Source organism: Myceligenerans cantabricum, from assembly GCF_054777735.1.
On record NZ_BAAHAJ010000013.1, the window covers coordinates 184,948 to 197,543 of the forward strand.

The 12,596-nt window shown below is 72.0% G+C and carries 11 protein-coding genes; 8 read left to right on the forward strand and 3 right to left on the reverse strand.

Features of this window, described 5'->3' with window-relative positions; translation table 11 throughout:
• The first annotated feature begins 2 nt into the window (after window positions 1-2).
• Window positions 3-797 (forward strand): glycosyltransferase family 2 protein, encoded by a 795-nt coding sequence (locus ACYU96_RS18010; protein ID WP_460756634.1) that lies wholly within the window; start codon window positions 3-5, stop codon window positions 795-797.
• Window positions 798-815: 18 nt separating this feature from the next.
• Here the strand turns inward: ACYU96_RS18010 and serS are convergent, their stop codons facing one another.
• Complete coding sequence (serS, locus tag ACYU96_RS18015) at window positions 816-2,087, reverse strand: serine--tRNA ligase (RefSeq protein ID WP_460756637.1); 1,272 nt, start codon at window positions 2,085-2,087, stop codon at window positions 816-818.
• A 52-nt stretch (window positions 2,088-2,139) separates the two neighbouring features.
• On the opposite strand from serS, the gene ACYU96_RS18020 reads away from it, so the two are divergent.
• The 4 genes from ACYU96_RS18020 to ACYU96_RS18035 all read left to right on the forward strand — a co-directional run bounded on the left by ACYU96_RS18020 (window position 2,140) and on the right by ACYU96_RS18035 (window position 7,503).
• Window positions 2,140-3,252, forward strand: a complete 1,113-nt coding sequence (locus tag ACYU96_RS18020) for a diacylglycerol/lipid kinase family protein (protein ID WP_460756639.1) — start codon at window positions 2,140-2,142, stop codon at window positions 3,250-3,252.
• A gap of 37 nt (window positions 3,253-3,289) precedes the next feature.
• Window positions 3,290-5,593, forward strand: a complete 2,304-nt coding sequence (locus ACYU96_RS18025) for a hypothetical protein (protein WP_460756642.1) — start codon at window positions 3,290-3,292, stop codon at window positions 5,591-5,593.
• 82 nt (window positions 5,594-5,675) lie between these two features.
• Window positions 5,676-6,518, forward strand: coding sequence for an HAD family hydrolase (locus tag ACYU96_RS18030; RefSeq protein ID WP_460756645.1), 843 nt, complete (start codon window positions 5,676-5,678; stop codon window positions 6,516-6,518).
• 175 nt (window positions 6,519-6,693) lie between these two features.
• Window positions 6,694-7,503, forward strand: a complete 810-nt coding sequence (locus tag ACYU96_RS18035; protein WP_460756649.1) for an HAD family hydrolase — start codon at window positions 6,694-6,696, stop codon at window positions 7,501-7,503.
• A gap of 7 nt (window positions 7,504-7,510) precedes the next feature.
• Here ACYU96_RS18035 and map read toward each other — a convergent pair whose 3' ends face one another.
• Window positions 7,511-8,290, reverse strand: coding sequence for a type I methionyl aminopeptidase (gene map, locus ACYU96_RS18040; protein ID WP_460756652.1), 780 nt, complete (start codon window positions 8,288-8,290; stop codon window positions 7,511-7,513).
• Between the two features lie 293 nt (window positions 8,291-8,583).
• Between map and ACYU96_RS18045 the strand changes: the two genes are divergently transcribed.
• From ACYU96_RS18045 to ACYU96_RS18055, 3 genes are all read left to right on the forward strand, one after another.
• Window positions 8,584-9,972 (forward strand): ABC transporter substrate-binding protein, encoded by a 1,389-nt coding sequence (locus ACYU96_RS18045; protein ID WP_460756655.1) that lies wholly within the window; start codon window positions 8,584-8,586, stop codon window positions 9,970-9,972.
• Between the two features lie 119 nt (window positions 9,973-10,091).
• A complete protein-coding gene (locus ACYU96_RS18050; RefSeq protein ID WP_460756658.1) occupies window positions 10,092-11,078 on the forward strand; it encodes a carbohydrate ABC transporter permease in 987 nt (328 codons plus the stop codon).
• Window positions 11,075-12,007 (forward strand): carbohydrate ABC transporter permease, encoded by a 933-nt coding sequence (locus ACYU96_RS18055; RefSeq protein WP_460756661.1) that lies wholly within the window; start codon window positions 11,075-11,077, stop codon window positions 12,005-12,007. Before ACYU96_RS18050 ends, ACYU96_RS18055 begins: the two co-directional genes overlap by 4 nt.
• 66 nt (window positions 12,008-12,073) lie before the next feature.
• Here ACYU96_RS18055 and ACYU96_RS18060 read toward each other — a convergent pair whose 3' ends face one another.
• A complete protein-coding gene (locus ACYU96_RS18060) occupies window positions 12,074-12,577 on the reverse strand; it encodes a methylated-DNA--[protein]-cysteine S-methyltransferase (RefSeq protein ID WP_460756663.1) in 504 nt (167 codons plus the stop codon).
• Window positions 12,578-12,596 lie beyond the last annotated feature (19 nt).

Consider the following 12,596-nt stretch of genomic DNA (forward strand, 5'->3'; position numbering starts at 1 on the left):
GTGTGAACGCTCTTCCGGTCGCGAAGACCCGGCGTCCAGGCAGCACACGACAAGGGAAGAACGTCCAGCGGGTCGCCGTGATCATCCCCGCCAAGGACGAGGCAGACCGCATCGCATCGTCGGTGCGATCAGCGCGCGCCATCCCGCATGTCGATCTGGTGCTCGTCGTCGACGACGGGTCCGATGACGACACCTCGAACGTGGCCCGCAGCGCGGGTGCCGTCGTCGTGCGCCATTCGCACAACCGGGGCAAGGCGGCGGCGATGGAGACCGGAGCGGCCGTCGTCGCGATGCGTGACGCCGACGGCCGCCCACCGCGCCTGCTGCTGTTCATCGACGGAGACCTGGGCGACACGGCGGTCAACACCGCCCCGCTCGTGCGGCCCGTGCTGGAGGGCGTCGCCGACGTCGCGATCGCCCTCCTGCCCAAGCAGGCCGGGGCCGGCGGGCGGGGGATCGTCGTCGGGACGGCGCGCAAGGCGATCCAGGCGATGACCGGCTGGAGCCCGAAACAGCCGCTGTCCGGCATGCGCTGCATCACCCGGGAGGCGTTCGAGTCGGCGACACCGCTGGCCAAGGGCTGGGGCGTGGAGACCGGGATGACCATAGACCTGCTCCGCAGGGGCTACGTCGCCGTCGAGGTGCCGTGCGACCTCAAGCACCGCGCGTCGGCCAACGACCTCAAGGGCCAGATGCACCGCGCCGCCCAGTACCGCGACGTCCTGGTCGCCATCAACTTCCGCAAGATGCGGGGTGCGATGGACTCGGTCCGGCACTCGAACCAGGTCCGCAACTGACCCGGGCCGCCGCCCCGGTCACTTGACCGGGGCCAGGACCTCCAGGCCGCCGAGGTAGGGACGCAGCGCCTCGGGGACGTGCACCGAACCGTCCTCCCGCTGGTGGTTCTCCAGGATCGCCACGATCCAGCGCGTGGTGCCCAGCGTGCCGTTCAGGGTCGCCACCGTGCGGGTCGCGCCCTCCTCGGTCCGCTCGCGCACGCCCAGGCGGCGCGCCTGGAACGTGGTGCAGTTCGACGTCGACGTCAGCTCCAGGTAGCGCTCCTGGGTGGGGAGCCACGCCTCGCAGTCGAACTTGCGGGCCGCGCTGGAGCCCAGGTCACCCGCCGCGGTGTCGATCACGCGGTACGGCAGCTCGACCTTGGCCAGCATGTTCTCCTCCCAGGCCAGCAGCCGTTCGTGCTCGGTCGCCGCGTCCTCGGGCCGGCAGTAGCTGAACATCTCCACCTTGTGGAACTGGTGCACGCGGATGATGCCGCGCACGTCCTTGCCGTGCGACCCTGCCTCGCGCCGGTAGCACGCGCTCCAGCCGGCGTATCGCAGCGGCCCGGCCGTCAGGTCGACGATCTCGTCGGAGTGGTAGCCCGCGAGGGCCACCTCCGAGGTGCCGACGAGGTACAGGTCGTCCTTCTCGAGGCGGTAGATCTCGTCCGCGTGCTTGCCGAGGAAGCCCGTGCCGCGCATGGTCTCGGGCTTGACCAGCGTCGGTGTGATGACGGGCGTGAAGCCCTCCGCCACGGCCTGGTCCATCGCCAGGTTGAGCAGCGCCAGCTCGAGCCGTGCGCCGACCCCGGTCAGGTAGTAGAACCGCGAGCCCGACACCTTCGCCCCGCGCTGGGTGTCGATCGCGCCGAGCCCTTCGCCCAGGTCGAGGTGGTCGCGGGCCACGAAGCCCTCCGCGGCGAAGTCGCGCGGCGTGCCCTCGGTGCGGAGCACGACGAAGTCCTCCTCGCCGCCGGCCGGCGCACCCTCGGCGATGTTCGCGATCTCCCAGAGGATCTCGTCGAGGCGTTCCTGCGCGGTGTTCGCCGTGGCCTGGTGATCCTTGACCTGCTGCGCGAGCTGCTTGGTGCGGGTGAGCAGCTCCGCCTTCTCGTCGCCCGAAGCCTTCGCGACCTGCTTGCCCAGCGCCTTCTGCTCGGCGCGCAGGGCCTCGAACTCCGCCAGGGACGACCGTCGCGTGGCGTCGGCCTCCAGGGCCGCGTCCACCAGGGCGGGGTCGTCGCGACGGGCCGTCTGGCTCGCGCGGACGACGTCGGGGTTCTCGCGCAGCTGCTTCAGATCGATCACGCGTCCCAGCCTACTGGCGCCGACCGCTGGAACACCCGGGGATAATCACCCCATGGACTGGCAGGTGTGGCTCGGGATCGTGGCGATCGTCATCGCCGTGACGGCGCTAGGCGTCGCCCTTCGGATCTACGTACGGGTGGCGCTGATGCGTCGCCGCCTCGGGGCGTCCGGCGACAGCCCGCGCGAGGACGACGGCCCGCGACGCGTGGCCGTCGTCCTCAACCCGGCCAAGGACGGCACGGTCGGCCTGCGGGACAGGGTGCGGGCCGCCTGCCTCGAGCGCGGGCTGCCCCCGCCCGTCTTCTACGAGACCACCGTCGAGGACCCCGGCCAGGGCCCGGCCCGGCAGGCCGTCGAGGAGGGCGCCGACGTCGTGGTCGCCGCCGGCGGCGACGGCACGGTGCGGGCCGTCGCGGAGGTGCTGGTCGGTCAGGACACCCCCATGGGCGTGATCCCGGTCGGCACGGGCAACCTGCTCGCCCGCAACCTCGAAGTGCCGGTCACGGACATGGACGGCGCGATCGCCGTCCTGTTCGAGGGCCGTACGCGGGCGATCGACGTCGGCTGGATGCGCGTGGAGGAGTTCGCGCACGACGACGACCCTGCCGACCCCGGCGAGCCCCCGCACGACACCGAGACCGAGCACATCTTCCTCATCATCGCCGGCCTCGGCTTCGACGCCGCGATGGTGGCCGACGCCGACCCGACGCTCAAGAAGCGGATGGGCTGGGTGGCGTACTTCGTGGCGGGCCTCTCGCACCTGGGTGGCCGCCGGCTCAAGGCCCGGATCTGGCTCGACGACGAACCCCCCACCGACGCCCGGCTCCGCAGCCTCATGTTCGGCAACTGCGGGATGCTGCCGGGCGGCATCACGCTGCTGCCCGACGCGGTCCTGGACGACGGCGTGCTCGACGTCGCCGCCGTCGACGCGCGCGGCGGCGTGCTCGGTTGGGCCCAGCTCACGGTGGAGGTCGCGATGCAGGGCCTGGGCGTCCGGTCCGACCTGCCGGAGAAGCTGGGCCGGATCGACCACGTCACGTGCCGCCGGGCGCGCGTGCGGGTGAGCGGCGCCGAGCAGGTGCAGGTCGACGGCGACCCGCTCGGCCGGGCGGTGGAGGTCTCGGCGCGCGTCGAGCCGGCGGCGCTGCGCGTGCGGGCGCCCTGAGGACGTCGGCGACGGTGACCGGCCGTAGGCTGACGCGGTGATTCGACGACCGGCCGCCGCCGCTGCGCTGCTCGCGGTGCTCGCTGCCGTCCTCGTGGTGCCCGGGGCCTCCGGCTTCGGCGCCGCGGGCGGCAGCGCGGACAGCGCCGGGGCGGTCCGGGCCGTGCCGGAGGGGCGGGTGGTCCTGGTGGGGACGACGGGCGTGCGCTGGCGCGACCTGAAGGCCCCGCCGGACGGCGTGAGCGACGAGCTCGTCGAGGCGAAGCCCGCCGGGCCACCGGCGGCCCCCTCCCTGGCGGGCCTGCTCGACGAGGGAGAGCCCGCCGCCCGGCCCGCCGCGGACGCGGCCGCGCTCGCGCTCACCACCGGCGCCGCGGCGCGCTGCCCGGTCGGGGGATGGCTCGCGCTGTCGGCGGCAGGCCTGGCGGAGTCCGCCACGTCGGCGCACGCGGCGTGCGAGGAACCCGTCGTCGAGGCCAGGAGCCGCGAGATGGCCGAGGACGGGTTCGCCGGGGCCGTCGTGGCCCGCTGGGCGGACTGGGAGGCGCTGCAGCGCGGCTCCGCGTACGGAGCCAGGCTCGGGAGGCTCGGGGACGCCCTGGACGGCGTGTGCGCGACGGCGGTCGGCCCGGGGGCGGCCGTCGCCCTCGCCCGGGCGGACGGCTCGGTCGACCGCTACGCGGACGACGTCGGCCCCGAGACGTTCGAGTGTCCGGTCACCGTGGTCGACGCCGGCGACGCACTTCTCACCAGCGCCGAGGCCGAACGGCCCGACGCCGAGGAGCTGCGGGCCGACCGGGTGGCCGGTGTCGACGCCGAGGTGCGGCGGGTGCTGGAGGCCGCCCCCGACGACGCGACCGTCGTGGTCGCGGACCTGGCGAACCAGCGGGAGCAGCAGCCGGACCTGGGGGTCGGGCTGGTCCTGCGGCCGGGCGGGACCGGCGACGACGGCGCGGGCGAGGCCGCCCGGTATCTCACGTCGTCGGCCACCCGGACCACCGGGGTGGCGCGCGCCGCCGACCTGCCCGCCACCTTGCTCGCGGCGGCGGGCCTGCCCCGGGCCGGCGGGATCGAGGACACGCCGCTCCACGGGGACGCGGCCCGGTCGGAGACCGGGGCCGAGACCATCGACGCGCTGGCCGACCTCACCGAGCGCGACCACGGCCGCCGCGCCGCGTACACGCTGCTGGTGGTGGCGGGGTTCTGGGCGGCGCTCGCGCTCGCCGGCGCGTGCTGGTGGGCGGGCGCGCGGGCGCGCACGAACGGGGCGCCGGTGTCCGGGCGGTGGCGGGGCGCCGCCGTCGGCGCCGCCCTGTTCCTGAGCGCCCTCCCGGTGGCGGGCTTCCTCGCCTCCCTGACCGGGTGGTGGCGGTTCCCGCTGCCGGGCCTCGCGCTGGCGGCGGCGGTCGTCGCGATCGCCGGGCTGCTGGCCGGGGTGGTGGCGCTCGTGCCGGCGCGGCCGACGTGGGTGCGGCCGGGACTGCTCGCCGGCGTGACGTTCGCGGTCCTCACCGTCGACGGCCTGGCGTCCACGGTGCTCAACCGGGCGGCGCCGCTGGGCGCGGCGCCCAGCTACGGCGCGCGCTTCTACGGGTTCGGGAACCCGACGTTCTGCGTGTACGCGGTCGCCGCGGTCGTGCTCGCCGCGGCGCTGGGGCAGTGGCTGGTGTCCCGGGGGCGGCGTCGGACCGCCGCAGCGGCCGTGACCGGGATCGGGCTGGTGGCGCTGGTCGTGGACGTGCTGCCGCAGTTCGGTGCGGACCTCGGCGGAGGCCCCGCACTGGTGCCCGCGTTCGCGGTGCTCGGCATCGCCGCGTACGGCGGGCGGCTCCGGGTGGGCCGGATCGTCGCCGTCACCGGGGCAGGCGCGGTGCTGGTCGCCGCGATCGGCGTGCTGGACCGGCTCCGGCCGGCGGCGCAGCGTTCGCACCTGGGCCGGTTCGTGGCCGACGTCGTGGAGGGCGGGGCGTGGGAGATCCTGGTGCGCAAGGCCGTCTACGCGGCCCGGTCGGTGCTCGCGGGCCCCTCCGTGTGGGTGACGGTGCTCGTGCTGGTCGCGGTCGCCGTCGTCGTGCTGACACCGGTGCTCGGACGGCGGCTGGAGCCGCCGTGGTCGGTGGCGGCCTGCGCGGCGTGGCCGCTGCTGCGGCCGGCCGTGGCCGCGATCTGGCTGCTTGCCGTGGTCGGCTCGCTCATCAACGACTTCGGCCTGCGCATCGCGATGCTCTGCCTGCTCGTCGCCGTCCCGCTGATCACGCTGGCCGCCCTTCGCTCCCCGGCTCCTCCCGGTCCCCGGGCTCCGGGCTCCCCGGCGTCCCCTGCCCGCCCCGTCGAGCGGTGAGCGCTCGACGACGTGACCGGAAGGGACAGGATTTTCGGGGGGCGTCATGTTCTGTTCCGCCCGGGGTCGTACAGTGCAGGGCGTGACTACTCCGGATCTCGAAGCCGCCGAAGCGTCGTCGTCGGGCACGGCGCCCTGGCTCGTCGCGCTGGACATCGACGGGACGCTCGTCACCTACGACGAGGAGCTCTCGGAGGCGGCGCGGGAGGCGGTCGTCGCGGCGCGCTCCGCGGGACACCATGTGGTGCTGTCCTCGGGCCGGTCGCTGATCGCGATGACGTCCCTGGCCGCGGAGCTGAAGATCGAGGAGGGCTGGATCGTCGCGTCCAACGGCGCCGTGGTGGCGCGGCTGGACCCGGGCGCGCCGGAGGGGTACGTGCTCGACTTCGTCGAGACCTTCGACCCCGGCCCGGCGCTCCGGCTCCTGCGCGAGCACCTCCCGGAGGCCCGGTACGCGGTGGAGGACGTCGGCATCGGCTTCCGGCTGACCGAGCACTTCCCGGACGGGGAGCTGAAGGGGCAGCACGAGATCGTGGACTTCGAGGAGCTGTGGTCGGCGGACGTGACCCGCGTCGTCGTGCGCGCGCCGGGAAGCACCAGCAGCGAGTTCCACCGGCTCGCCGAGGCGGTCGGCCTCGAGGACGTGACGTACGCGGTGGGCTGGTCGGCGTGGATGGACATCGCGCCGATGGGCGTCACGAAGGCGTCCGGCCTGGAGCGGGTGCGTCAGGAGCTCGGTGTGCCCGCGGAGCGCACGATGGCGGTCGGTGACGGCGCGAACGACATCGACATGCTGCGCTGGGCGGCGCGCGGTGTCGCGATGGGGCACGCCTCGGACGCGGTCCAGGACGCGGCGGACGAGGTCACCGGCGGCATCGAGGAGGACGGCGTGGTGCCGGTCCTCAGGTCGCTCCTGGCCGGCTGACGGCGAGGTGAACCGTATTCCCGTTTTCGCCTGAATCACGGACACCGCTATGTGCAGTCGCATGAATCCGATACCTTGTGACCTGTCTCACCGGTGGGTGAGATTCAAAGCGGCAAGGCCGGAGGTAAGCGGCATGCAGTTGGAACCCCTGTCGCCCACGAGGGCGCCTCAGTCCGTGCACACGCATACCGTCGGCAGATCGGTCGGGGAACCGGCGCTCGTCGCCCTCGACATCGACGGGACCATCGCCACGTCCGGGACGCTCGAGATCACCGACGCCGTGCGCGAGGCAGTGGCGCGGGTGCGAGCGGCCGGACACCACGTCGTGCTCGCCTCCGGGCGCTCGCTGGTCGGGATCCTGCCGATCGCGGAGCAGCTCGGGATCCAGACCGGGTGGGTCGTGGCGTCCAACGGCGCCGTCACCGCGCGGCTCAGCATGGGGGTGGCCGGCGGCTACACGCTCTCGGACGTGCGGACCTTCGACCCCGAGCCCGTGCTGCAACGTGCGCTGGCCCTCGTGCCGGAGGTGAACCTGGCGGTCGAGGAGATCGGCTGGGGCTACCGCGTGCTCGACCGCTTCGCCGAGGGGAGCGTGAACGGGCAGCAGGAGATCGTCCCGCTCGCCGACCTGTGGTCGGTCCCCGTCACGCGGGCGATCGTGAAGGGCCCTGACGTGGCGGAGAAGCTGCTCGGGCCGCTGCGCTCGCTGGAGGCCACGGCCGTCCCCACCGCCGACGACTGGATCGACGTCACCCCCACCAGCCTGAGCAAGGCGACGTCGCTGGAGATCATCCGCCGCACGTTGCGCGTCGCGCTGCACCGGACGATCGCCGTAGGCGACGGCGTGAACGACCTCGAGATGATGGCCTGGGCCTCCCGGGGCGTGGCGATGGGCCACTCCTCCGAGACGGTCAAGGCCGGCGCGAACGAGGTGACGGGCACGCTGGACGACGACGGGCTCGTCCCGGTCCTGCTCTCCGTCTGAAGCCGGGTCAGTCCCGGGCGGTGAGGATGATCGGCTCGTCCTCGGTGATGACGATCGTGTGCTCGCTGTGGGCGCCGCGCGAGCCGTCCTTCGAGCGGAGCGTCCAGCCGTCGGGGTCCGTCCAGATCTCGTCCGTCGTCTCCAGGAACCACGGCTCCACCGCGATGACCAGGCCCGGCTTGAGCGGGAAGCCGCGGCGGGCCCGGCCGTCGTTCGGGATGTGCGGGTCACCGTGCATGGTGCGGCCGACGCCGTGGCCGCCGAAGTCGGTGTTGATCGAGTAGCCCGCCCCGTGGCCCACCCGGGCGATGGCCGCGGAGATGTCGCCGACCTTGTTGCCCGCGGTCGCGGCCGCGATGCCGGCCTCCAGGGCCGCCTCCGAGGTGCGGATGAGCTTCGCGTCGGTCTCGGCGCGGCCCGGCAGCGGGTTCCCCACGACGAAGGACAGCGCGGAGTCCGACACCCAGCCGTCCACCGACACGGCGAAGTCGATCGACAGCAGGTCGCCGTCGCGCAGCGCGTAGTCGTGCGGGAGGCCGTGCAGCACGGCGTCGTTCACGGACGTGCAGATCACCTTGCCGAACGGCATCGCGCCGAACGACGGGTGGTAGTCGATGTAGCACGACTCGGCGCCGCGGTCCCGGATCATCTTGTGCGCGATCTCGTCGAGCTCGAGCAGGTTCACCCCCGGCTTGGTGGCCTCCTTGACCGTGGTGAGCACCTCGCCCACGAAGCGACCGGCGGGCCGCATCTCCTCGACCTCGCGGGGAGTCCTCAGCTCGATCATGTCCGTCCTTCTGTGGCTGCTGGAAAGTCCTGGGGCGCCTCCGCCCAGGGGCGGGAGCGCGAGGACAAGCCTACGTCGCCTCCCCCGGATCGACGTGTGATGTGCGACGCCGTGCCGCGCGCGGCACGGTCGCGGCGAGGTGCCGATTGCAATGGTTTCGTAATCTTGCAACACGGTGGAAGTAGTTGCGTTCGACGTCGAACCAGGGTTCCGTTGGTCGTAGGACACCTGGCCTTGGGGCGAGGATGTACCTGCACGTCAGAATAGTTGACCACATTGCAGTGGAGGAACCGATGAGGATCCACAAGTTCGGCGGCCGCCGTCGGGGCCTCGCCCTGGCAGCCGGCGTAGCGAGTACCGCGCTCCTGCTTGGCGCGTGCGCCGACACAGACGAAGGATCCGGGGGCGACGACGGAGACGTCGAGGCGTTCGGGATCGACTGCGCCGCGTACGAGGAGTTCGGCGACCTCGAAGGCACGACCGTCACCGTCTACACCACGATCGTCGAGCCGGAGGCCGAGACGCAGCAGGCGTCGTACGAGCCGTTCGAGGAGTGCACCGGCGTCGAGGTCGAATATGAGGCATCGCGCGAGATGGAGGCACAGCTGCCCGTCCGCGTCCAGGCCGGCAACCCGCCGGACCTCGCGATCCTGCCGCAGCCGGGCCTGCTGAACACGCTCGTCACCGAGTACGACGCGGTGCTGCCGGCTCCCGAGTCGGTCGAGGCGAACGTCGACGAGTTCTGGGCGCCGGACTGGAAGGAGTACGGGACGGTCGACGGCACCTTCTACGCCGCGCCGCTCGGCTCCAACGTCAAGTCGTTCGTCTGGTACTCCCCCGGCATGTTCGCCGACGCGGGCTACGAGGTCCCGGAGACCTGGGACGACATGATCACCCTCACCGAGACCATCGCCGAGGACAACGAGGGTGCGGCCAGGCCGTGGTGCGCGGGCGTGGAGTCCGGTGACGCGACCGGCTGGCCGGCGACGGACTGGATCGAGGACGCGGTGCTCCGTTCCGCGGGCCCGGACGTCTACGACCAGTGGTACACCCACGAGATCCCGTTCGACGACCCGCAGATCGTCGAGGCCTTCGACATGGCGGGCGAGATCCTCAAGAACCCGGACTACGTGAACGGCGGTCTCGGCGACGTCGACTCGATCGCCACCGCGTCGTGGACCGACGCCGGCTACCCGATCCTCGACGGCAACTGCTGGATGCACCGCGCCGCGAACTTCTACGCCACGCAGTGGCCGGAGGGCACGGAGGTCGGTCCTGACGGTGACGTGTACGCGTTCTACCTGCCGGCCCTGACCACCGACGAGAAGCCGACCCTCGTGGCCGGCGAGTTCATCGCCGCGTTCGAGGAGCGGCCGGAGGTGCAGGCGTTCCAGACGTACCTGTCCAGCTCCGACTGGGCGAACGCCAAGGCCACGGCCACGCCTGCTGGTGGCTGGGTCAGCGCGAACAACGGCATGGACCCGGAGAACCTCGCGACCGACTTCGACAAGCTGTCGGCCGAGATCCTCGCCGACGAGGCCACGGTCGCTCGCTTCGACGCGTCCGACCTGATGCCCGCCGCCGTCGGTACGGACTCCTTCTGGTCCGGCATGACCGAGTGGTTCGCGAGCGACAGGTCGACCGACCAGGTCGTCGGCGACATCGAGAAGTCCTGGCCCTAGGACCGATCGCGCCTGAGGACGTGCGGGTGGGCCGCCGAGCCGCCCACCCGCACGACCCTGCCCGGTGATCATGGTCCCCGACGGCGCGGACCGCACCCCCACAAGTCAGGAGAACTCCCTTGGACTGGCTACTGCACGCCGGCGACGACCCGGTGCACAAGCTGCTTCTCATGCTGATCGCGATCGGGCTGTTCGTGGCGCTGATGGCGATCATTCTCTTCGTCGTCGACCGTCCGCGGAACCCGGCGCGCTGGTTCGTCGGCTTCGGTTTCACCGGTGTCGCCCTGCTGCTGCTCCTGCTGGGGCTGGTGTACCCGGCGGTGCGCACCATGTGGACGTCGTTCCTGCGCCGCAACTCCGGTGAGTTCGTCGGCCTCGACAACTACGTGCGGGCCTTCACGGAGCCCCAGTTCCTCATCGTGCTCGGCAACACGGCCCTGTGGGTCCTCGTGGCGCCGTTCGTGGCCACGTTCCTCGGCCTCGTCTACGCCTACCTCGTGGACCGGAGCGCGTTCGAGAAGTTCGCCAAGGGCCTGGTCTTCCTCCCGATGGCCATCTCCATGGTGGGCGCGTCGATCATCTGGAAGTTCGTCTACGAGTTCAAGCCCGAGGGGGTCGAGCAGACGGGCCTGCTCAACCAGTTCCTGGTGTGGCTCGGTGGTGAGCCGCAGCAGCTCCTGCTGAGCCGGCCGCTGAACACGTTCCTGATCATGGTCGTCTTCGTCTGGATCCAGACGGGCTTCGCGATGACCCTGCTGTCGGCGTCGATCAAGGCGATCCCGACCGATATCGTGGAGGCCGCGCGGCTCGACGGCGTCAACGGCTTCGGCATGTTCTGGCGCATCACGATCCCGAGCATCCGCCCGGCGCTCATCGTCGTCCTCACGACGATCGCCATGACCACGCTGAAGACCTTCGACATCGTGCGGACCATGACGGCCGGGCGCTTCGACACGTCGATCGTGGCTCTCGAGTTCTACGACCAGGGCTTCCGGCAGAACGACGCCGGCATGGCCGCCGCGCTGGCCGTCCTGCTGTTCGTCATCGTCGTCCCGGTGGTCGTGTACAACGTCCGCCAGCAGCGCAAGGTGGAGGAGATCCGATGACCACGGCGGAGACGACGACGCCGACACCCGAGCCCGTCCGGCCGGCGTCGTCGGGCATGAGCGAGCGCGCGCGCAAGGCACGCAAGGCGCTGAGCAACCCGTGGGCGAGCACGCTCGCGATCGTGATCGCGATCATCTGGACCGTGCCGACCGTGGGACTGCTCGTCACCTCGTTCCGGCCGGAGCTGGACATCCGCACGAGCGGCTGGTGGACGGTCTTCGGCGACGCGCTCGCAGGCGAGGGTGTGTTCTCGCTGCGGAACTACGAGACGGCCCTGTACGGCAGCTCGACCAACATGGTCGAGTTCTTCGTGAACTCGTTCGTGGTCACGCTGCCGGCCGTGTTCATCCCGATCTCGATCGCGCTGCTGGCCGCCTACGGGTTCGCGTGGATCGACTTCAAGGGGCGCGACTTCCTGTTCATCGCGGTGTTCGCGCTGCAGATCGTGCCGATCCAGATCACGCTCGTTCCGCTGCTGTCGGCCTACGTGGACCTCGGCATCGACGGCACGTTCTGGACCATCTGGCTGTCGCACTCGATCTTCGCGCTGCCGCTGGCGATCTTCCTGCTGCACAACTTCATGAAGGAAGTACCGAGGTCGCTCGTCGAGGCGGCGCGGGTCGACGGCGCCGGGCACGTGAAGATCTTCTTCACGGTGATGATGCCGCTGCTCACGCCGGCGATCGCGGCGTTCGGCATCTTCCAGTTCCTGTGGGTGTGGAACGACCTGCTGGTCGCGCTGGTCATGGGTGACCTGCGGACCTTCCCGCTCACGGTGCGGATCGCGGAGCTGGCGGGTTCCCGCGGCGGCGACTGGCACGTGCTGTCTGCCGGCGCCTTCATCTCGATGATCGTGCCGGTGATCGTGTTCCTGGCGCTGCAGCGCTACTTCGTGCGCGGCATGCTCGCGGGTGCGGTCAAGGGCTGACGGTGCCCTCCGGAGCGGCCGGGGCGGGCACCGCTGCCCCGGCCGCCCCCGTGGCGGGCGGCCGTGCTACTGCGTCCGTTCCCGGCCCAGCAGGCTCTCCTTGATGGCGAGCCCGTAGCGGAAGCCGCCCAGGGTGCCGTCCGTGCGCAGCACGCGGTGGCACGGCACGAACAGCGCGGCCGCGTTCATCGCGCAGGCCCCCGCCGCGGCCCGCACGGCCGCCGGACGTCCGGTCCGGGCCGCGTACTGCGTGTAGGTGAGCCGCGCGCCCGGGGCTACGTCGCGCAGCACGTCCCACGCGTGCGTCCGGTACTCGCCGCTCGCCTGCCGCACGGGAACGCGCGCGGGAGCGCCGTGGTCGCCCTGGTAGTAGGCGACGACGGCCGCGGCGGCGTCGTCGAGAACGCCCGGCGACGATGACGGCCCCGGCGCGCCGGCCGGCAGCAGGGAGCGGTGGATCAGGGCGACGAGGCTGTCCAGGTCCTCGGTCCAGCCCGAGGCGAGCACGGCGTCATCGGACGTGACGAGGGTGAACGGGCCGTCTGGTGTGGTGAGCCTGGTGGTGTGCACGGCGGGAGTCCTTGTGTGT